This window comes from Pontibacter sp. CAU 1760, assembly GCF_054482735.1.
Genome location: NZ_JBTLRL010000020.1, coordinates 18,223 through 40,407, shown reverse-complemented (window position 1 = coordinate 40,407; position 22,185 = coordinate 18,223). Strand labels below are relative to the sequence as shown.

Below are 22,185 nucleotides of genomic sequence, written 5' to 3'. Positions count from 1 at the left end.
TTTATACAGAAAGCCCCGGCGCATTGCCGGGGCTTCTTTTTTAGAGCGTATGGAAACACCCCTGCAACAGCTCCAGGATTCCTTATTGGATGAACAGGAGTTAACGCTATATATCAAGCGCGAGGACCTGCTGCACCCGACAATCTCGGGGAATAAGTGGCGCAAGCTGAAGTATAACCTGCAGGAGGCCACGCGACAGGTGCATCATACCCTGCTTACGTTTGGCGGGGCCTATTCCAACCACATTGCGGCCACTGCAGCGGCGGGGCAGGAGTTTGGGTTTGGCACCGTCGGCATTATCCGGGGCGAGGAGCATCTGCCGCTCAACCCGACGCTGCAATTCGCTGTGTCCTGTGGCATGCAGCTGCAGTACATCTCCCGGGAGCAATACCGCCGGAAAGACGAACTGGCTTTTCTACAGAAGTTATCAAAGCAGTACAAACAGCCCTACATCCTACCCGAGGGCGGCACTAACAGCCTGGCAGTTAAAGGCTGCATTGAGATTGTACAGGACATTGCTGTGGACTATGATTACATCTGCTGCGCGGCAGGCACCGGCGGCACGGCGGCAGGCTTTATAGCTGGATTAAAAGGTGAGAAGCAGGTGCTGATTTTTCCGGCCCTGAAAGGCGGTGACTTCCTGAAAAAAGATATTGAGCAGCTTGTTTATACCTACTGCGGTCAGGAGTTTGGCAATTGGAGCCTCATCACCGGCTACCATTTCGGAGGCTATGCGAAGGTAAAACCCGAGTTGCTGGCATTCATGCAAGCCTTCCAGGAGCAGCACGACATCCCGCTGGAGCCCATTTATACTGGTAAAATGCTTTTCGGCCTCTTCGACCTCATTGGGCAGGGCTACTTCCCCAAAGGCAGCCGCATCGTGGCCATCCATACCGGCGGCCTGCAGGGCAACGCCGGCTTTAAGCAGCGGTTGGGTGTGGAGGTATAGTCACTTCACAGGCCTGAATATCCATTTCTTTAACTGCCAGCTAAGGCCAGTAGCTCCGAAGGCAAACACGACAAATAGCACGCTCATCAGGAAACGGCCGGTTTCGTTTTCGCTGGTGATGGTGGTGATAAACGCTTGCTGCAGCACGAGCAACAGCCCAAACACACGCGCCGGAAGCGGTATGCGCTTCTGCAGCAAAGCCCTAGCGCCGAAAAAATACATGGGGTAGAGGAGTGCTACAATCAGCGTATTATGGAAGAAGGAGAAGAATGGCTTCACGTTTCCCCAGAACAGAAAGAAACGCAACGCTGACATCCTGAAAAAGTAGGACGTGTTGTCGCGCACGAACAGATATAGTTTTGTAAGTGGCGAAGCATCGGCAGGAGGCATTATAATAGGGCCATCGGGAGTTACCAGTATTTCTCTATGGAGATAAATCACTTCGCCTCTTTCATAAGTCTCTACCACCGCAAACGACTGTAGCAGGTACTGGTCCACTACAAGTATAGCTGCAAGCGGGACAAGCACAACGGCCAGCATAAGCATAAGGCGGGCTTTCGCGGAGGGAGCCGCCAAGTAGGCTACGGTGATCAGGTAAGCGAAATAGGCAACAACGGCAATAAAGCCATTCGGGCGAACCAATGCCACAAACAGCAGCACCGGCAGTGCCCAAAGCGATTGTTTAACCGACTCTGCCTTCACGATGAGGTAGAACCCATACATCAGCAAACTGATATAAAGCGATTCCGTCATGAGAAAGGCATGGAAAAGCTGCAGGTCAAACCAGATGATCAACAAAAAAGTAGCAAGGACCGGAGCCAGCATGTTACCTGCCAGTAGCTTTACGGTGCGGTAAAAGAAAATTGTTGCAACCCCCGACAAGATGGTTTGCACTACAATAACAGCTTTTAGCCCGAGTCCCAGCTTAAACAGGAAGGCCAGGAAAAGCGGGTAACCCAGGTATTTGATGTAGTAATTATTAGGGAAGTTAAAGTCATTGGCTATGGACTGGGCGTAATTCAGGTACTCCCAGGTATCATCTGTTGTCCGGACGCCATAACGCCAGAAAAAGAATACATGCAGCACGGCCCAGAACAATGCCAGTGCAACCTGCACTCTCCTTTCGTTTGATTCGCTAACCCCGGCAGGAGGGAATACGGATTGTAACTTATTCGGCATGGTTCCTGTTGATATGGCGTAAAGCTAATATAATTAACCACGCTTTCTTAAAATACCGTTATACATGCCCCTACTCCGTTTTGTGTTCAAGCTTCTCCCCTGGATCCTTATCTTGCTGGCTGGCTTTTTTCTGTGGCGCACCTTCGGGAGCTTTTTTGATAAGCCAGAGGAGAAGAAGGAGCCAGAAGTGGTTGTGAACTATAACACCGTGCTGACCTCGGTGGAGGATCTAGGCAAGATGGAACTGGTGCGCTACAATTTTAAGGATGTGGTGGAGTATGAGAAATCTGTCTCCCGGTTTATACCCAATTCCAAACTGGTGTTGATCGTGTCGGGGGAGGCGGTGGGCTGTGTGGATTTTGCTAAAATCACGCAGGCTGATATTCAGTTTCAGGGCGATACGCTGGTGCAGGTGGCTTTGCCTGCCCCCGAGATATGCTATTACAAGGTAGACCACAGCAAATCCAAGGTGTTCAGCAAGGAGAACACATATTTCCAGGATGCGGATTTGGTAGAGGAGGGGTATAAATACGCCGAGCAGAACGTGAAAAGAGCCGCCCTGAACTCCGGCATCCTGCGCCAAACCACCGAAAACGCCGAGCGCATCCTGAAGCCGATGTTGGAGGAGATCACCGGTCGCCGCGTCGTGCTGGTACCGCAGCGCCGGATACAGAACCCGGGGCCAGTTAGGAAGCGGTAGTTAGTTGGTTATTGTTAATTGCTGATTGTTGCAGGGCTTTGCTGAAGGTTTGACTTTTAGCTAGCTGTATCCAACCACTCCCCTCCTTGGCTTTTTCGAGGGCCCCTACCCCCAGGCGGGGAGTCTGCTTTTCCTTTTTGTGAATGCTTGGCTTCGTAGTTTATGAGGAAGCTAATTTCAATCGGAAAGCCTATCTAATAACAGCAACCTAAACGACTACTAAATGCGGTTGAATGAGGTATAAAACTCCCTCTCCTGTTTTTAGGAGAGGGCTGGGGAGAGGTAAAACTCCCCGCCTGGGGGTAGGGGCCCTCGAAAAAGATAAGGAGGGGCAGGGGGTAGTTTGACCCGGTATCTATAATCAACCGCAATTCTTACGCTTCCAGCCCCTTCAGCGCATCCTGCACCAGGTCACCCTCATACCCCTTGCTCATGAGGAAGTAGGTTAGCTTTTGGCGGCGGGCGAAAGGGTTCTTTTCTTTTTCGGTCGCGTTTTTCTTTTCCAGCAGGTGCAGGAGGTTCTCTTCGTATACCTCCGGGTCAATTTCTTTCATGCCTTGCTTGATGCAGTAGTCGGAGATGCCTTTGCTTTTGAGGCCTTGGGCTATCTTGCGGCGACCCCACTTTTTCAGGCCGTACTTGCCACGCACGTAGCTTTGTGCGTAGCGTTCCTCATCCAGTAGCTTCTCCTGGCCCAGGCGCACGATCAGTTCCTCCACATCGTCCGGCTCCAGACCGTAGGAGAACAGTTTTGTGCGTACTTCCTGCTGCGTGCGCTCCTGGTAGGCACAGTATGCTGCCACCTTAATCAAGGCTTCCTTTGGGGTATAAAACCGCTGTTTCTTTTGTCGCTCCAAATCTCTACGCTTTGTTTTTAGCTAAACATGCTGCCACGGCACAAGGTTCTGAGGGGGCTAAGTTAGGCAAAAGCCCTTTGCAACGAAGCCAAATTACTTTTACGAACCGGCAGGCATTCCCGCTATTATACGATCAAAAGTAGCAATCACGGGGCAAAACCACGACCTTCGCAGCTTTAATCAAACTGAAAGCTAAGATGCTGACGAAAGGAGTTAAGTACATGTTGCTGTCTACGCTTTTCTTCTCGCTGATGAATGTCTGCGTGAAGCTGGTGGCGCATATTCCGGCGGCGGAGGTGATCCTGTTCCGGTCTGTTATTTCGCTCGTGATCAGCTATGCGTATTTGCGGCGGGCAAACGTGAGCGTGTGGGGCAACAACAAGGTGTGGCTGGTGGCGCGCGGGGTAGCCGGGGCCTCAGCGCTCATCCTGTTCTTTAACACGCTGCAGCATATTCCGCTGGCTACGGCGGCAACGGTGCAGTACATGTCGCCTATTTTTTCGGCGGTGCTGGGGCTTTTTATCGTGAAGGAGCGGGTGCGGCCCTGGCAATGGTTCTTTTTCCTGCTCTCGTTTGCGGGCGTGCTGGTGATTGAGGGCGTGGAAACCAGTGTGGATACCTTTTACCTGTGGGTCGGGGTGCTGAGTTCTGTGTTTACGGGCCTCGCTTACGCCATCGTGCGCAAACTCAATACGCAGGAGCACCCCCTGGTCATCATCTTTTACTTTCCGCTGGTTGCGCTGCCGGCGGTGGGCCTTTACGCGCTGTTCCATTGGGTGCAGCCCGAGGGCTGGGACTGGGCACTGCTGCTGCTGGTGGGCTTGCTCACGCAGTTGGGGCAGTATTACATGACGATGTCGTACCAATCCGAAGAAATATCCAAAGTGGCCAGCCTCAACTACATCGGAATCATTTATGCCCTGTTCCTGGGGTATGCGCTTTTCGGAGAGCTGTTTCATGCGGGCGCCTATGCTGGTATGGGACTGGTACTGCTCGGTGTAGTGCTGAATATGCGGTATAAAAACCGGTTGGCGAAGCGGGAGGCACTACATCAGCGAGCACACTAACTTTGCCATTTTACAAGAATTTGCTTTGTAGTATATTCGACAATCCTATCACTGTTAGCCGCACAACGGTTGTTAGCTAAACGTAACAAGGCACGCATATCTACAAGTTAGCGGTAATTTCAACTTATAATAGATGTACAGAATAGGTTTAGCAATAATTATCATAAGCTGGATAGTTTGTTTAAATCCATATGCTGTAATTTTTGCTGGCCCTGTTTTATTGGTTGGACTTGCAGTTGTTTGGTTCTCCAAAACAAGTTGGAAGACTAAGATTTTAACCATGGTCATACCTTTTCTACTATGGTATCCAGGGTTTCTTGCTTTCATGTATTTTGGCTCCAAGCGCATGACACCCGAAACATTCTTAGTCCGAGAAAATTTTAGAGGACAAATCACTTTGATATATAATGAATCATGTGGTCAAACCGTACCTGTGGTTAATGGTAGGTTAGTGTACAGAATACCCGATAACGGTGTCATGATATTAAAGAACGAATTTGAAACAGGCCTTATCGACCACGAATATTACTTTGTAAATGAAAGAGGGGAAAAGGTTAAAAGAATTGAGCCACTAATTCAACAGGACTTCAACGAGGATTATACTCTAGAAAAGAACAATAACGAACCACCTAGAAATAAAGTCGGAATGTTCTTATTGGGAACTGGAGGTGGTAGCACTTTAAAGAACGACAATTACGAATTTCATACTATGGCCGTAAATAGTTGGGATAGTTTAAGGGTTGCGAATAATATGGGAGCTGTTGACAAATTAGTAGATAGCCTGTTATATGAATGTAGAACAAAGAAAAACAACCGCTAACATTGTATAAACATCATGCCACGGCCGACGACCTAGCACGTTGTTTATACGAGACCGTTAGGAAAAACTCAATGAATAGAATTGTTTTGCCCCTTCTCGTCTTTATCTTTTGTTTGACTTCATGTAGTCAGCAGAAAGAAGAAGAAGTATGGCCACATGAACTCTACTGGCAAGCTGTAAGGGGTACGCATCAGGAGATATATTATCTGCCATTAACTATAGAACAGAAAACCAATAACAGTACCTCCACTACTACTTATCGAACACTTTTTGACACTACTACCTATTTCATAAACATAAAGAAGCCAGAGATAGCAGCAATAAACTCTACATATGAAGACCAGAAGCTGTTCAATTTTGTGGAAAATCACAGTATTCCTGTTAATGGAAAAGAGATGGAAGTATACCAATTCTCAACAGCTGATGGAAGTATAGATTTTGGCTCTGAGCATTATTGGAGTGAACAACTTGGTTTCTTCTTTGTCAGAGGAACTTCATGGTCAAATTATAGGGTCTTGCAGTACTCAGATGTGGAAAAGAACAAAGAAGTTTGGCAAATTGTGAAGGCACTTCATCCCAGGATCAAAGATAATCTGCGACTTGCTGGCTCTACAGAAGGAATGGAGCATTTACGGCAGAAGCAGTTCAGAACAATAGAGTAAATTCCTAACCTCACCCATAAGCCAGCTACGACGCCTTATGGCTAAGTACGTTTGGCAAAATAGCAAAGTATGAATGACAAGTTGAAGTCAATAAGAACAGTAGGAATAGTGCTTATCGTAGTCTCATCTCTTACTATTATATCCAGCCTTATTGGATTACTTTATCTAGTGGACTTTTTAGTTGAAGGAGCAAGTGAATTTGAAGAAGTACCCTATGAGAGTCATATGCTTTCCTACGCAAAACCTATAGCTGTTGTATCTTTAGCTTTAGGCTTGGGGTTCTTTGTTGCAGGAATTTTCATCATGCTCTATAAAAATTGGGCAAGAGTCTTAGCGCAAGTTTTCGCTTTGCTTTACTTGATAAGCCTCTGGTATCAGGCAATTTTCATTGCTCCCTACAACCCTTTTGACAAAGGAGAGTTTGGTGTAGAACATGCTTTCGGAGCTTTACTGTGGTCTGTTCCTATCATTCTGCTTATTCGGTATTTGAGCAGAGAAAAAGTAAAATACCACTTTGCCTAACCCAGTACATAAGCTAAACTCTGCTTCGCATTGCTCACTTTATGCCCAAAACGTTAATCTCCCCCTCACTTAAACAATCTACCCCATTTCCTGCGTTATAAAATCACTACTGAAACAAGTCTAGTATAAACCCTTTCCCCAGACCCCATGCGTTACGCTTACCTGTTCTTGCTGCTGCTTTTGCTGCCTGCCGCCACGATGGCCGGGGTGCTGCATGGGCGCATCACCAACGAGCAGGGGCAGGGGCTTCCGTTTGCCAGCATCTACATCAAGGAAACTGCCAGCGGCACCGCCTCCAACGACGAGGGGCTTTACCAACTGCAACTAAGCCCCGGCTCCTATACCCTCGAGTTTAAGTATGTCGGCTACCGGGCCCGCTTCGAGACGGTGACGGTGGGCGAGGGCAGCCAGGAACTGAACGTGCAGCTACAGCCCGAAGTCCTGAACCTGAAAGAGGTGGTGGTGCGAGCCGCCGACGAAGACCCGGCCTACGGCATCATGCGCAAGGCCATCCGGCTGCGCAAGTACCACCAAAACGAGGTGAATGCCTGGCGCGCGCGGGTGTACATGAAAGGCGTGTACCGCCTGGACAAAGTGCCGCCCAAGGTGCTGGGTATTAAAGTGGTGGACGTGGACACAGGCATTGTATACCTGTCGGAGTCGGTGTCGGAGCTGAGCTTTAAGAAGCCCAACAAGATAAACGAGCGCATGATCTCGAGCAAGGTGAGCGGCCAGAAAAAAGGCTTCAGCTTTAACCAGGCCTCCGAGATGAGCATCAGCTTTTACGATAACCTGCTGAAGGTGGAGGGCCTGAGCGAGCGCGGCTTCGTGTCGCCGCTGGCCAGCAACGCGCTGTTCTATTACCGCTTCGAGTACCTGGGCACGTTCCAGGAAAGCGGTCGCACCATCAACAAGATAAAAGTTATACCCCGGCGCAAGAACGATCCGGTGTTCTCGGGCAATATCTACATCGTAGACGGCAGCTGGCGCATCCACAGCACCGACCTGATGCTGACCAAAGCATCGGGCATCGAGTTTGTAGACTGGATTCGGGTGCGGCAGGTATACGCCCCGGTGGCGGAGCAGGTATGGATGCCGGTGTCGCAGCGCTTCAGCTTTGAGGCGGCGGGGCTGGGCTTTAAGGGCGGCGGCTACGCGATGGGGGTATACTCGAACTATAAAGTGCAGCCTGCCTATACCCGGCCCCCGAAACTGGAGGAAGTGGAGCCGGAGCTAGCCGAAGAAACAGCCATAGCAGCAGCGCCTCCCCAAAAAGAGAAATTTAGGCTGATCAAACCAAAGGAGGCTAGCCCGGAAGAGCAGCCGCCAATCCTGAACGAGAAGCTGTTTAGCAAGGAGATTATGGTGGTGGACAAGGAAGCCAACGCGCGCGACTCGGCTTATTGGGCCGCCGTGCGCCCGGTGCCGCTCACGAAGGCAGAGGTGTTGGACTACCATAAAAAAGACAGCCTGGAGGTAGTCAAAAAATCCAGGCCTTACCAGGACTCGCTGGATCAGGTGCGCAACAAGCCCTCTATCGGAAACTTCCTGGTGCGCGGCTATACCTACTCCAACTCTTTTCAGCGCCGATACTACGGTATAAATCCGTTGCTGAGCGTGACGGGCGGTCCGAGCATTTTGCAGTATAACACCGTGGAGGGGGTGGTGGCCGATGTACGGCTGGAGTACACCAAACGCTTCGAGGACCGCACCCGCTACGAGATCGCGCCGTCGGTACGTTACGGCTTCTCGAATGAGAAACTAAACGCCAAGCTTCGCCTCACCTACAACTTCAACCCGATTGATAACAGCACGATTTCGGTCGAGGGCGGACGCTACGTAGAGCAAATCAGCAGTGTGGAGCCTATTTCGCCGTTCGTGAACACGCTTTATACCCTGCTGGCCGAACGCAATTACATGAAGCTGTATCAGCGTGATTTCGCGCAGTTGTCGTACAGGGGCGAGCCCTGGAACGGTGTGTTCCTGAACGGGCGTCTGGAGTATGCGCGTCGTATGCCGTTGCAAAACACCACCACATACACCTTGCTTCGGGATGATGACCAGGAGAGCCGCTTTACGCCGAATGTTCCTTTAAACGCCGAACTGGCAGATGCTTCTTTTTCGCCACACGAAGCGCTTGTGCTCAGCCTGAGCGTGAGCTTCCGGCCGGGGCAGGAGTATATCTCCAGGCCGGACAACAAAATAAACCTGGGCTCCGAGTATCCGCTGATCTCCCTCGGCTACCGCACCGGCATCAACGCACTGGGCAGCGACGTTTCCTTCCATACTGCCGCCCTCCGCATCAGCGACGACGTGAGCTTCGGGCTATTAGGGCAAAGCAAATACAGCATAACCGGCGGCACGTTCTGGGGCAAGCAAAGTATGTACCTGATGGACTACAAGCATTTCAACGGCAACCGCACGCTATTTGCAGGCACCTACGAGGGCTTTCAGTTGCTGGACTACTACCGCTACAGCACTAACAACAGCTACCTGGAAGGGCATTACGCGCATCATTTCAACGGCTTTCTGTTCAACAAGATCCCGCTGTTCCGCAAACTCAAGTGGCAGGAAGTGTTTAGCCTGAATTACCTGCAAACCCAGCAATCGCGCAACTACCTGGAGCTCGGCCTCGGCATCGAGCACATCTTCAAAGTCATCCGCATCGATTTCGTCACTTCCTTCCAGGAAGGCAACAAAGCCAGAACCGGTATCATGGTTGGTGTCGGGTTTTAGAGTGGTTGTAGGATGCTAGCGCAAATTGTATCCAACCACCCCCTGCCCCCTCCTTGGCTAAGGAGAGGAGTCTGCTGTTACTACGGAAAGCCAAACATTCTATAGCTGCTGCCAATTTGGAGGAAAAATTACTCAATAATGTAAAATCCGTGCTCCCTCTCCTGTTTTTAGGAGAGGGCTGGGGAGAGGTAAAACTCCCCGCCTGGGGGTAGGGGCCCTCGAAAAAGCCAAGGAGGGGGCAGGGGGTGGTTGGATTACTCAGAACCCGCGACTCAGCACTCCCCATACAACCTATTAGCCTGCAGGCCGTTAAAAATAGCTCGATAACCAATATAACCTGACTATGAAAAAAGCATCAAATATATTTAAAACAGGAGTGGCAGTAGCTTTTGCGGCCGTGGTGGGGGTGGGCTTTGGCTGTAACGGCGAGCGGCCTGCAACCAACCCAACAGACGATACAAGCACTTCGGAAGCGATTGTAGACATGACAGACGCTGAACATCTGAACGAGCCGCGCCCGAGCGCCATCGGGGATACCGCTGAGACTGCTGAGCAGGCCAACCAGTTCGGAGAGATGAACTCTAACGTAGACACCGCCGCACGCCGCTTGCACAAACTGGATATGGAAAGGCAGAAAAGAGCGGATCAGTAATAATCTTCTTTAATGCGCTCTCTGTTGAGAGGGTATGACACGCAACAGCCCCGCCGGCTATAAAACTGGCGGGGCTGTTGCTATTTTACCACGGCGGTAGTGCCCACAGGCGGTATCACCATACCGTCGCCACTCTTTTTGCGGCCTTTCAGGTTGATGTTGTAGATGATAACTGACACGAAGATAAGCAGGTAAGCCAGCAGTCGGGTTGGTGTCGTTTCCTCCCCGAAATAGAGAAAGGCCATCGCGAAGTTGATAATCGGGTTGATGTACATCAGGATGCCGATGGTGCCCGAGGTCAGTTCTTTCAGTGCATACAGGTTCAGGAACAACGGCAGCACCGTGAAAGCGGCACTCAGCAGGGCAATGTTCAGGAAGAAGTGCGTATCGAGGGCAAGGGTGCTTTCGCCCACGAAATAGGTATAAAAAGGCACCAGCAGCGCCAGCGACAGCATCAGTTGCAGCGTGAGCAGCACAATCTTGTCGTAGGCCCGCAGCAGACGCTGCGTAATCAGGTAAAAGGCATAGCTCAGCGCAATCAGGAGGCTAAGCAGCAGGCTTGAAAGCTCGCCGGTGCCAACCAGTACACAACTCAGGGCGCTTAATCCGATAGCCAGCCACTGGTTCGGGCGCAACTCCTCTTTCAACAGCAAAAAGCCCAGCATCGCCGTCAGGATAGGGCAGAGCAGATAAGAGAAAGAGCCCGTTTGGATGTTGATGTGGTTGATAACGTAGATAAACGTGAGCCAGTTAACCGTAAGCAACACGCCGCCGCAGAAGGTATAGAGCCAGAACAAACGCCGCTCGCGTGGCACAGCGCCCTTTACCTGCGCCACGGTTTCCTGTACGTGCCTGCGCCGGAACAACAGCATAATCAGCAGCAGCAACCCCACCGACAGCGCCACCCGGAAAGACAGAATCTGCCCGCTGGGGTAGGCCGCCAACGCCTTGAGCGGAAAAGGAATAAAGCCCCAGATAACGAAGGCCGAGATAGCCGCTGCGTAATAGGGCTTGTTGTTGCTTGTTTCCATGATAAGAAGTGTACGCTGAAAAAGTGCGCAAAAGTAAGGATTTGCTGCCGGTTATCCGTTGTTTAGATAGGGGAGGTGCAGATTATTTCCGTAAAGCAAATCCCTCACTTTTAACTTATCTTTGAAGCAAGCCTCGATACCGCGTTTATGCTCACATTCCAAGACCTCTTTCCCGTACTCAATGCGCAAGTGGTGCAAGTCGCACAGCCCCTGCCCATCATCCACCTGCTCACCGACAGCCGCAAGCTCTCGCAGCCGGCGGGCACGCTGTTCTTTGCCATCCGGGGGAAGTATAATGATGGGCACAAATACCTGCCGCAGCTATACCAGCAGGGTGTGCGACAGTTTGTGGTAGAGCAGGGCGATGCAGCCGAACTGCGGCGGACATACTCGCAGGCGAACATTTTACAGGTGCCCGACAGCCTGGCGGCATTGCAGCAGTTGGCGGCATGGCACCGGTTGAGGTTTCAGGTTCCGGTAGTGGGCGTTACGGGCAGCAACGGCAAAACGATCGTGAAGGAATGGCTCGCGCAACTGCTTAGCCCCGATGAACTCACCGTGAAAAGCCCGCGCAGTTACAACTCGCAGTTGGGCGTGCCGCTGAGCGTGTGGCAGATGGACCAGAACCATACCTTCGCCATTTTTGAGGCCGGTATTTCGCAGCCCAACGAAATGGAGAAGCTGCAGCGCGTCATTCAGCCCACGATGGGCATCTTCACCAATATCGGCAGCGCCCACGACGAAGGCTTTGACACGCACGAGCAGAAAGTAGCCGAGAAGCTGCAACTTTTTAAAAGCGTAGACTTGCTCTTTTACTGCTCCGACCATACCCTGATTCACGAAGCCGTGCAGGCAGCGGGTATAAACAGCTTTACCTGGTCGCGGACGCAAGCGGCTAACGTCACCATATCGGGCACTTCGACGGTCGGGCACAAAACCATTGTGGTGTTTAAGAGGCAAGGCGAGAAAGGGCGTTTGGCCATTCCGTTTACCGATGAGGCCTCTGTGGAGAACGCCCTGCACTGCATGGCCTTCCTGCTATACCGTCAGTTGCCGCTCTCCGAAATTCAGGACCGGCTGGACCGCTTGCACCCCGTGGCCATGCGCCTCGAGATGAAAGAGGCCATCAACAGTTGCTACCTGATAGACGATACCTACAACAACGACCTCGCCGGCCTGGCCATCGCCCTCGACCTGTTGATGAACCAGCCCCAGCGCGGACGCCATACCGTTATCCTGTCTGATCTACTGGAATCGGGCTTGCCCGAGGAGAAGCTATACCGGCAAGTGGCGGAGTTGGTGCAGGCGCGGGGCGTGGAGCGACTCATCGCCATTGGCGAGAAGATCAGCCGTTACAGCGGTTTGTTTTCCATCTCAACCGAGTTTTATACCACCACCGCCGATTTTCTGAAGCAGTTTAACCCAAGCCAGTTCCGGAACGAGTTGATTCTGGTGAAGGGCGCGCGCGTTTTTGAGTTCGAGAAGATTGTGCAGGCCTTTCAGCAGAAGGTGCACGGCACGGTGCTGGAAGTGAACCTGGATGCGCTGGTGCATAACCTGAATTATTACCGCTCTAAACTGGCCCCGGATGTACGCCTGATGGTGATGGTGAAAGCCTTTGCCTATGGCAGCGGCAGCTTCGAGGTGGCCAACCTGCTGCAGTTTCACCGCGTGGACTACCTTGCCGTGGCCTACGCCGACGAAGGCGTGATGCTGCGCGAAAGTGGTATAACGGTGCCCATCATGGTCATGAATCCCTCGCCAGACAGCTTCGCCAAGTTGCGGCAGTATAATCTGGAGCCAGAGATTTATGCAGTGGAGCAACTGGAAGCATTTGTTAATTCATTAGGGGATACCGGAAACGCCAAAATACACCTGAAACTGGATACCGGAATGCACCGGCTTGGCTTTACAGAGGATGATTTTGAAGCGCTGTTTACAATCCTGCAGCGTTACCCGCAGGTGCAAGTGGTGAGCGCCTTCAGTCATTTGGCTGGGGCAGACGAGGCGGTGCACAATGATTTCTCGCAGCAGCAAATCAGCCAGTTCAGGAGTATGGCGTCGGAGGTAGAGGCGCGTTTGGGGTATACCTTCATCAAGCACATCCTCAACTCGGCGGGCATAGTGCGCTTCCCGGAGCACCAATTGGACATGGTGCGCTTGGGTATCGGCATTTATGGCGTGGAAGCCACCGGCACAGCACAGGAGGCCCTGCGCCCAGTCAGCACGCTCAAAACCACGGTGTCGCAGGTCAAGCAGATTAAGAAAGGCGAAACAGTAGGGTATAGCCGCAAGGGAGTGGCTACCTATAATACCACCATCGCCACCATCGCCATCGGTTACGCCGACGGTTACGACCGCCGCTTCAGCAACGGGGTGGGGCATGTGCTGCTGCATGGGCGGCATTGCCCGATCATCGGCAACGTGTGCATGGATATGAGCATGGTGGATGTAACGGGCCTACCCGTGAAAGCCGGCGACGAAGCGATTGTGTTTGGCCCGCAGCTGCCTTTGGTGGTGCTCGCCCAAAGCATCGGCACCATACCCTACGAGTTGCTCACCAATGTCAGCTCCCGCGTAAAGCGGATTTTCTATTCGGAGTAAGCTGTGATTGTTAAATGGTTGATTATTGAATTATTGTTGATTCAATCACGATACTTTGAAAGACCTCACAGTGTGCGCCGTTCCTGTGCGTGTCTGCATCATTAACCATCTATACCCGGATTCTATGATTTCACAGCCAGCAGGATAAGCTCTTTTGAGATTTTCCAGGGCATATTTTCTCGCTTGGCAACTTAGTTTTAAACCACTTTAGTCACACATCCCTTTTTCGGTCGGTTAGCCTGAGCGGCATTAAATTTTCCAATACCAAGACAATTTTAACGTGCTCATTCGCAGATACTCATCGCCGGGAGGCACATTCATGTAATTCTTTTGCTTTAAACCTGAACACCTTGTAACTTGCAGTTGTTTATAAACAGTCTAAATAAAAACAGCTAAAGGTGCGAAAAACGGTAGAAGAGCAGAAGGACCAAAAGAGCGTGCGCGACCTGAAGATTGGGGAGCAGGGCATTATTTGCTGCCTGAAAGACCCTGAAATGGGCCTGAAGCTGCTGGAAATGGGCTGCATACCCGGTACGCCGGTAAAACTCAACAGCCGTGCCCCTTTCGGCGATCCCATCACCATCATCGTCAACGATTATACTCTTTCGCTGCGTTTAGACGAAGCCGAAACCATATTGCTCAAGCAATAGCAAATTTTATTCATGACTGTCGCTACTACCCAACCTGACGTATCACAGGTCGAGAGGCCTCCTGCACAGCCAGCCATTGCAAAAATTGCCCTGGTTGGTAACCCAAACTCAGGAAAGACATCGCTCTTTAACCAGCTTACCGGCCTTAACCAGAAGGTGGGCAACTTCCCGGGTGTAACGGTAGACAAAAAGACAGGCTACAGCCAGCTTACCCCCAAGCTAAAGGCGCAGATCATCGACCTGCCCGGTACCTACAGTTTATATCCCAAGTCGCTGGACGAGCGCGTGATCATCGACCTGCTCTACGACCCGCAGTCCGCCCATTACCCCGACCTTGTTATCGTTACCGCCGACGCCTCGAACCTGAAGCGCAACCTGCTGCTGTTTTCGCAGCTGGCGGACCTGCAGATTCCGGCCGTGCTGGCTCTGAACATGGTGGATGTGGCCGAGCAGGAGGGCGTACAGATCGACATACCTGCCCTGCACAAGGAACTGGGTGTGCCGGTTATACCCATGAATGCCCGAAAAGGACTAGGGGTAGCTGCCCTGAAGATTGTGATGACGCAGCAACTGGAACCCACCAAGACTGCCTTTTTTGAGGTGCCTGCGGAGCTTCAGCCTTTGCTGCAACATATAAAGTCCCGATTCGGGCTGCAGAACGATTACCTCGCGCTGCAATATGCGCACCATTATAAGAGCCTGAAGTTTTTGAGTGAGGAGGATGTGGCGTGGCTGGATGCACAGCTGGAAACAGCCGGTTTCCATTCCAACACGCTGCAGGCCACCGAAACCATCGAGCGCTATACCCGCATCAACGAGATGCTGCTGGATGTGGTGCGCGTGGAGAAGGCCGAAACGAACGAGAAGTTCAGCAACCGCCTCGACCAGGTGCTGACGCACAAGGTGTTTGGCTACCTGATCTTCTTCACCATCCTGTTCCTGATTTTCCAGGCCATTTTTGCCTGGGCCAGCTACCCCATGGACCTCATCGACCTGGGCATTGCCAACCTCAACAGCCTGATCCAGGAAAACTTTGAGGGGCCGCTGATAAACCTGCTCACCGAAGGCGTGATTGCCGGACTGGGCGGCGTGCTGATCTTTGTGCCGCAGATTGCTATCCTGTTTGCTTTCATCGCCATACTCGAGGAAACCGGCTACATGGCCCGCGTGACCTTTATGATGGACAAGATCATGCGCAAGTTCGGTTTGAACGGCAAAAGCGTGGTGCCGCTTATCTCTGGTGTGGCCTGTGCCGTGCCAGCTGTCATGTCGGCGCGTACGATCGAGAACTGGAAAGACCGCATGATCACGATTTTCGTGACGCCGCTTATGAGCTGCTCGGCCCGCATACCGGTTTATACCGTGCTGATCGCGCTGGTGGTGCCCGAGAAATATTACCTCGGCTTCCTGAACCTGCAGGGCCTCGTGCTGATGGGGCTATACCTGATCGGCTTCCTGGCTGCCATTTTCTCGGCCTTGCTGCTCAAAACCATTCTGAAAGCCCGCGAGCGCAGCTACTTCATCATGGAGTTTCCGGTGTATAAGATGCCGCGCTGGAAAAACGTGGGCCTCACCATTCTCGAGAAGTCGAAGGCCTTTGTGTTTGAGGCGGGCAAGGTGATTGTGGCCGTGTCTATCATCCTGTGGGTGCTGGCCTCCTACGGCCCCGGCAATAACTTTGAGCAGGCGCGGGAGCGTGCCCTGGCGGAAGCCCAGGCGCAGAACCTGACGGAGGTGCAGACAGAGAACAAGGTTGCCTCCTATCAATTAGAGTCATCTTACGCAGGCCTGGTGGGTCGCAGCATCGAGCCGGTTATCCGCCCCCTGGGGTATGACTGGAAGATAGGTATCGCGTTGCTGACCTCCTTTGCCGCGCGTGAGGTGTTTGTCGGCACGATGTCCACGATCTATAGTATAGGGGAGGAGGAGAACGTAAGTACCATTAAAACGAAGCTGATGGCGGAACGCGACGCTAACGGCGATCCGTTCTTCACACCCGCCCGCGCATTTTCCCTCATGATCTTCTACCTGTTTGCCATGCAGTGCGTGAGCACGCTGGCCATCGTGCGCCGCGAAACCAAGAGCTGGATGTGGCCACTGGCGCAACTACTCTACATGAGCGGCCTAGCCTACGTGATGGCCTTTATCACCTATCAGATCTTTAGCCAAGCTTAGTAAGGCGCATCGGCTTTCTTCTAATCCGACTAAAAACTTCTTTACTTCTATTTCTTGCTATAACCCATGCATTATCATATTTGGTAGTGCATGGGTTATGGTTCTTTATTAGTTTGCACTATTTTTTATATAAAATGCTTTATCTAGGGCGCTGTTGCAAAACTCATTACCCTAACTAATATTTGTTAGCTATATAGTTTTTTTGTATTAGTAAAATGGCTAAACTATACATGATGGCTTGAGTGTACTTTCTTGAGCTAAAGGGTAAGGCTAGTTTTGTCGTATATTTTCCGATAAATTAATAGGTTGCTATATTTTATATGTAAACTATTGATAATCAGTGTTTTGTGACTTATCGAGGGGCGCTGATTTGTAAATAGAACCTGAGCATCGTGCATTGAGTATTTGTTAATAATAATTAAATTCAATAAACTTGGTTTTAATCTGTTTCTAAAAACCTATATATGAAGAAAAACTTACTCTTAGAATACCCACTATACACTTCATACAATCTTCTCTCAGTGGTAAAATGCCCCTTCTCCTAACTCGTGAATAGGTACAGCATTGGCCGCATATGTATATAGTTTAGGTTAAGTCCTGCTCGATACGCGTATTCTCATACATTTTCTTATTGCTGCGGCTGCTGCTGGTGACGTGCCATACTACTATACTGTAGTTTGTGTGCCTTAGTGCCGGACACCACCGCGTCGTTGGAACCGGCCCAAAAGGTATAACAGCGCCAAAGAAGGATATTGCCCGTATACTCCTCGTTCTGGCTTCCAAAGCCAGCTATACTAAATAGTTTATATGTTAAATTTTTAATTAATACTCACTTAAACTTAATAACGCAATGAAAAAAGCTCTAATGTTGTGCTTCTTTCTGGTCTCCGTCCTGCTGCAGCAGGCGATGGCCCAGAGCAGAACAGTAACGGGTACTGTAACTGACCAGTCAAGTGGGCAGCCGCTACCTGGTGTTGCTGTAATCGTGAAAGGAACCACTGTAGGTACTACAACCGGTGCCAACGGTTCTTACTCTGTCGCTGTGCCAGCTGGAAGCAACACCTTAATGTATCGTTATATCGGTTACAATACCGTAGAACGTGCTATTGGAAACGCAAGTACCATCGATGTAACCTTGGCAACCGACACCAAGCAATTGGAAGAAGTAGTGGTAACGGCCCTTGGTATCGAGAGAACGAAGAATGAACTGCCTTACGCCGCTACTACGGTGCAAGGCGAAACCGTGACAACAACGCGCGATGCCAACTTCGTGAACGCCCTTTCTGGTAAAGTGGCTGGTCTTAACATCACCAGAAACAACAGCTTGGGTGGTTCTACGAACGTAGTAATCCGTGGTGCCAAGTCTCTTTCTGGCTCTAACCAGGCTCTCTTTGTAGTGGATGGTGTGCCGATCGACAACTCCAACACAAGCGGTGCCAACCAGCAGACAGGCCGTGGTGGGTATGATTACGGTAACGCTGCCGCTGACATCAACCCAGAGGATATCGCCTCTATCAACGTGCTGAAAGGTGCTGCTGCAACTGCCCTTTACGGTTCTCGTGCCGCGAATGGTGTGATCATCATCACTACTAAAAAAGGAAGTGCCAAGAAGGGAATCGGTGTAACGCTTAACTCAAGCGTGAACATGGGCTTCATCGACAAGAGCACGTTCGTTGACTTCCAGGACCAGTATGGTGCAGGCTACGGCTCTTACTATGAAGACCCAAGCGGCAAGTTCCTATACAGAGACATCGATGGCGACGGTACCGATGACTTAGTAGTGCCTACCTCTGAAGATGCCTCTTACGGTGCAGCTTTTGATCCGAACCTGATGGTTTACAACTGGAACGCATTTGATGAATCTTCTCCTTTCTTCGGTAAGAAAACACCTTGGGTAGCCGCACAAAACACACCGGTTGATTTCTTTAAGCATTCGCTTGGAACTAACAACAGCGTGTCTATCGACGGTGGTGATGAGAAAGGCTACTTCAAACTGGGTTATACCAATAACTACGACGAAGGTATCCTTCCGAACAGTGAGATCCAGAAAGACTTCGTAAACTTCTCGGCAGGTGCAAACCTGAACGAAAGACTGAAGGCTTCTGCCTCCGTTAACTTCACAAACATTGATGGCCGTGGCCGTTATGGTACTGGTTACGACACCGACAACCTGATGACAAACTTCAGACAGTGGTGGCAGACCAACGTGGATATTCAGGAGCAGGAAGATGCCTTTAACAGAACCGGTAACAACGTTACCTGGAACTGGGCTGACCCAAGTGACCTGGTGCCAATCTACTGGGACAACCCTTACTGGACGCGTTTCAAGAACTTTCAGACAGACAACCGCAAGCGCTACTTCGGTAACGTACGTTTGGACTACAAGATCAATGACTGGTTAGACATCATGGGTCGTGTGTCTTTGGACACTTACAATGAAATCCAGGAAGAGCGTACTGCAGTAGGTTCCTTGAACCCAGCCAAGTATACAAGGTTCAACAGGTCTTTCAGCGAGTATAACTACGATGTGATGGCTAACCTCAACAGAGATCTGACCGAAGATTTCAGCTTGAGAGCTACTATCGGTTCTAACATACGCAGAACAACAAGCAGCTCTATTTTCGCCTCTACAAACGGTGGATTGGTTGTGCCAAACCTATACTCACTGAGCAACTCCCTCAACCAGATCGAAGCTCCTCAGGAAGGTGTTTCTGACTTGCAGGTGAATGGCTACTTTGCGCAGACAACACTTGGTTTCCGCCAGATTGCCTTCTTAGACCTTGCTTACCGTATCGACCAGGCTTCTTCTCTGCCTTTAGAGGACAATGCTTACCCTTACGGATCAGTGTCTACCAGCTTTGTATTCACAGAGTTGATGGAGCCAACCTACTGGTTGACCTTCGGTAAACTGCGCCTGAACTATGCGGAGGTGGGTAACACAGCTGCCCCAGGTGTAATTAACAACGTGTTTGCAAAGCCAACTCCTTTTGGCAGTGTGCCACTGTTCTCACAGCCAAGCACCCTGAACAGAAGAAACCTGGAACCTGAGCGTACAAAGAGTTACGAAGCAGGTCTTGAAATGACGTTTATGGATGGCCGTGCCGGTTTTGACGTGACGTATTACAAAACGAACTCAGTTAACCAGATCCTGCCGGTAGCAGTTTCGCCAACTACGGGTTTCAGCAGAATCTACGTGAACTCCGGTAACATCGAAAACCGTGGTGTTGAGGTGTCTTTGTTCGCAAATCCGATCAGAACGGATGATTTCTCATGGAACATCAATGCCAACTGGACAAGAAACAGAAACGAAGTAGTTGAATTGTTTACGGATGAGTTCGGCAACGAGACAGACAACTTGGTTCTTGGTTCATTCCAGGGTGGTGTGTCGATCAACGCTACATTGGGTGGTGCTTATGGCACTATTCGTGGCAGCAACTTCGTTTACTTAGACGGAGAGAGAGTAGTGGATGCGAATGGTTACTACAAGCGATCAACAACTTCTAACGAAGTGATCGGTGACCTGAACCCGGATTGGATCGGTGGTATCAACAACACCTTGAAGTACAAAGGTGTTTCCATGAGCTTCCTGATCGATATCAAGAAAGGTGGCGACATCTTCTCGCTTGACCAGTACTATGGTCTGGCAACAGGTATAAGCACTGCAACTACTTTCACAAACGACCTGGGCAACCCGGTTCGTAACTCGCTGGCCAACGGTGGTGGTGTTATCCTGCCAGGTGTGAAAGAGGACGGTACTCCAAACGATAAGCGTGCCCCGGCAGATAACTTCGGTACATTTGGTTACAGAAGAAACCCTGCTGCCGGCTTTATCTACGATGCTGGTTTTGTAAAGCTGAGAGAGGTAACCCTGTCTTATGCCCTGCCAACATCTATCGTGGAGAAGCTTGGCCCAATCCAGGGTATCGACATCTCTGCTTATGGCAGAAACCTGTGGATTATCGACAAGAACGTGCCATTTGCTGATCCGGAAGAAGGTCTTGGTGCCGGTAACCTGACAGGTGGCTACCAAGTGGGTGCATACCCAACCACAAGAAACGTTGGTATCAATTTAAGAGCTAGATTTTAAAGAAGATGAAGATGAAGAAAATACTCGCGGCAGCAGTAATCCTGCTGTCAGTAAATGCCTGTACGGATGATTTCGAGGAAATCAACCGTAATCCAAAACTGGCTACTGAAGTACCTGCTCAGACGTTGCTTTCTAATGCTCAGAAAGAGTTCGCTGATGTGCTAACAAGTCCTAACGTAAACACGAACATATTCAGACTGCTGTCGCAGCAGTGGGCGCAGACAACGTATACCGACGAGAGCCGCTACGACCTGAACACCCGTAACATCCCACAGAACATCTGGACCATTATCTACCGTGATGTGCTGAAGGACCTGCGAACGGCACGCGAACTGACTAATGAGGAAGCCACTCTGAACAGCGATGTAAAAGATAACCGATTGGCTATCCTTGAGCTGCAGGAGATTTATGCTTGGTCTGTGTTGGTAAACACGTTCGGTGACATCCCTTACACTGAGGCATTGAACCCGGATAACACTTATCCGAAGTATGACAATGCAAAGGCGATTTACAATGACTTGTTTGACAGACTGAATGCGGCTATCGCTTTGATGAAACCTAGTGCAGGCAGCTTCGGCAGCGCTGACTTAGTGTACGACGGAAATGTAGCCCAGTGGATGAAGTTTGCGAACTCCCTGAAGCTGAAACTGGCCATGACTGTTGTAGAGGCTGAGCCGGCTCGCGCCAAGCAGTTGGTAGAAGAAGCGGCTGATAAAGTGTTTGAGTCTAACGCTGATAATGCAGTGTTCCAGTACTTATCCGCGCCTCCTAACACAAACCCAGTTTGGGTGGACTTAGTACAAAGCGGGCGCAAGGACTTTGTGGTTGCCAATACGCTGGTAGACAGAATGAAGGCTTTGAATGACCCTCGTATGGGCTCATACTTTGCGCAGACTGTGATTGTTGGAGACGACCCTACCACTCCGAATGTAAATGAGGAAGTAAAAGGCTATTTAGGTGGTGTTTATGGGGCAAGTAACAACTACGCTACTTACTCTAAACCAGCTAGTGCGCTTTTGAGCCCGGATTATCCGTCTGTAATGCTTAGCTACTCAGAGGTAGAATTCTACCTGGCCGAAGCTGCCGCCAGAGGATTTAACGTGCCAGGCACTGCACAGGAAAACTACCGACAGGCAATCACGGCTTCTATGAACTTCTGGGGTGTAACGGATAACGCCGCCATCGAGAGCTACCTGAGCCAGCCGGAAGTAGCATTTGACGCAGCGCAGTACAAGCAGAAAATCGGTGTGCAGAAGTGGATATCGCTTTACAACAGAGGCTACGATGCGTGGGTAGAGTGGAGAAGACTTGACTATCCGCAACTGGCCGTGCCAGCTGATGCCATACTCAACTACATTCCGGTGCGTTACCCTTACCCAGTGGTAGAGCAAAACCTGAACACGGCCAACTACAAAGCAGCCGCAGCTGCAGTTGGTGGTGACCAGGCAAGCACGAAAATTTTCTGGGATGTTAACTAGCATCACCTAGATTACA

16 protein-coding genes are annotated in these 22,185 nt (G+C 50.7%); 13 read left to right on the top strand and 3 right to left on the bottom strand.

Features of this window, described 5'->3' with window-relative positions; translation table 11 throughout:
- Nucleotides 1-49 precede the first annotated feature (49 nt).
- Nucleotides 50-949 carry a 1-aminocyclopropane-1-carboxylate deaminase/D-cysteine desulfhydrase gene (locus ACXYMU_RS19795; RefSeq protein WP_458988158.1) on the top strand — a complete coding sequence of 300 codons (900 nt, stop codon included), beginning with the start codon at nt 50-52 and terminating at the stop codon, nt 947-949.
- On the opposite strand, the gene ACXYMU_RS19790 is transcribed toward ACXYMU_RS19795, so the two are convergent.
- Nucleotides 950-2,128, bottom strand: coding sequence for a hypothetical protein (locus tag ACXYMU_RS19790; RefSeq protein WP_458988157.1), 1,179 nt, complete (start codon nt 2,126-2,128; stop codon nt 950-952). It lies immediately after the preceding gene.
- Nucleotides 2,129-2,192: 64 nt separating this feature from the next.
- On the opposite strand from ACXYMU_RS19790, the gene ACXYMU_RS19785 reads away from it, so the two are divergent.
- The gene (locus ACXYMU_RS19785; RefSeq protein ID WP_458988156.1) at nt 2,193-2,828 is read left to right on the top strand and encodes a DUF4230 domain-containing protein; all 636 of its coding nucleotides are present in this window, start codon (nt 2,193-2,195) and stop codon (nt 2,826-2,828) included.
- A gap of 374 nt (nt 2,829-3,202) precedes the next feature.
- Here ACXYMU_RS19785 and ACXYMU_RS19780 read toward each other — a convergent pair whose 3' ends face one another.
- Entirely contained in the window at nt 3,203-3,685 is a 483-nt protein-coding gene (locus tag ACXYMU_RS19780; RefSeq protein ID WP_458988155.1) for a regulatory protein RecX, read from the bottom strand.
- A gap of 197 nt (nt 3,686-3,882) precedes the next feature.
- On the opposite strand from ACXYMU_RS19780, the gene ACXYMU_RS19775 reads away from it, so the two are divergent.
- The 6 genes from ACXYMU_RS19775 to ACXYMU_RS19750 all read left to right on the top strand — a co-directional run bounded on the left by ACXYMU_RS19775 (nt 3,883) and on the right by ACXYMU_RS19750 (nt 10,144).
- Nucleotides 3,883-4,752: a DMT family transporter gene (locus ACXYMU_RS19775; protein WP_458988154.1), complete on the top strand. Its 870-nt coding sequence runs from the start codon at nt 3,883-3,885 to the stop codon at nt 4,750-4,752.
- A 133-nt stretch (nt 4,753-4,885) separates the two neighbouring features.
- On the top strand, nt 4,886-5,572 hold the full coding sequence (locus tag ACXYMU_RS19770; RefSeq protein ID WP_458988153.1) for a DUF6843 domain-containing protein: 687 nt from the start codon (nt 4,886-4,888) through the stop codon (nt 5,570-5,572).
- Nucleotides 5,573-5,643: 71 nt separating this feature from the next.
- The gene (locus ACXYMU_RS19765) at nt 5,644-6,234 is read left to right on the top strand and encodes a hypothetical protein (RefSeq protein WP_458988152.1); all 591 of its coding nucleotides are present in this window, start codon (nt 5,644-5,646) and stop codon (nt 6,232-6,234) included.
- A gap of 69 nt (nt 6,235-6,303) precedes the next feature.
- On the top strand, nt 6,304-6,756 hold the full coding sequence (locus ACXYMU_RS19760) for a hypothetical protein (RefSeq protein ID WP_458988151.1): 453 nt from the start codon (nt 6,304-6,306) through the stop codon (nt 6,754-6,756).
- Between the two features lie 147 nt (nt 6,757-6,903).
- Nucleotides 6,904-9,492 carry a DUF5686 and carboxypeptidase regulatory-like domain-containing protein gene (locus ACXYMU_RS19755; protein ID WP_458988150.1) on the top strand — a complete coding sequence of 863 codons (2,589 nt, stop codon included), beginning with the start codon at nt 6,904-6,906 and terminating at the stop codon, nt 9,490-9,492.
- A 343-nt stretch (nt 9,493-9,835) separates the two neighbouring features.
- Nucleotides 9,836-10,144 (top strand): hypothetical protein, encoded by a 309-nt coding sequence (locus ACXYMU_RS19750; RefSeq protein ID WP_458988149.1) that lies wholly within the window; start codon nt 9,836-9,838, stop codon nt 10,142-10,144.
- Between the two features lie 80 nt (nt 10,145-10,224).
- Here ACXYMU_RS19750 and ACXYMU_RS19745 read toward each other — a convergent pair whose 3' ends face one another.
- Nucleotides 10,225-11,175 (bottom strand): EamA family transporter, encoded by a 951-nt coding sequence (locus ACXYMU_RS19745; RefSeq protein ID WP_458988148.1) that lies wholly within the window; start codon nt 11,173-11,175, stop codon nt 10,225-10,227.
- A 147-nt stretch (nt 11,176-11,322) separates the two neighbouring features.
- Here ACXYMU_RS19745 and ACXYMU_RS19740 point away from each other — a divergent pair, with 147 nt between their 5' ends.
- The 5 genes from ACXYMU_RS19740 to ACXYMU_RS19720 all read left to right on the top strand — a co-directional run bounded on the left by ACXYMU_RS19740 (nt 11,323) and on the right by ACXYMU_RS19720 (nt 22,169).
- Nucleotides 11,323-13,779 (top strand): bifunctional UDP-N-acetylmuramoyl-tripeptide:D-alanyl-D-alanine ligase/alanine racemase, encoded by a 2,457-nt coding sequence (locus ACXYMU_RS19740; RefSeq protein WP_458988147.1) that lies wholly within the window; start codon nt 11,323-11,325, stop codon nt 13,777-13,779.
- A 398-nt stretch (nt 13,780-14,177) separates the two neighbouring features.
- Nucleotides 14,178-14,429 (top strand): FeoA family protein, encoded by a 252-nt coding sequence (locus ACXYMU_RS19735; protein WP_458988146.1) that lies wholly within the window; start codon nt 14,178-14,180, stop codon nt 14,427-14,429.
- Between the two features lie 12 nt (nt 14,430-14,441).
- Nucleotides 14,442-16,604, top strand: a complete 2,163-nt coding sequence (gene feoB, locus ACXYMU_RS19730) for a ferrous iron transport protein B (protein WP_458988145.1) — start codon at nt 14,442-14,444, stop codon at nt 16,602-16,604.
- An 850-nt stretch (nt 16,605-17,454) separates the two neighbouring features.
- Complete coding sequence (locus ACXYMU_RS19725; protein ID WP_458988144.1) at nt 17,455-20,691, top strand: SusC/RagA family TonB-linked outer membrane protein; 3,237 nt, start codon at nt 17,455-17,457, stop codon at nt 20,689-20,691.
- 11 nt (nt 20,692-20,702) lie between these two features.
- Nucleotides 20,703-22,169: a SusD/RagB family nutrient-binding outer membrane lipoprotein gene (locus tag ACXYMU_RS19720; protein ID WP_458988143.1), complete on the top strand. Its 1,467-nt coding sequence runs from the start codon at nt 20,703-20,705 to the stop codon at nt 22,167-22,169.
- Nucleotides 22,170-22,185 lie beyond the last annotated feature (16 nt).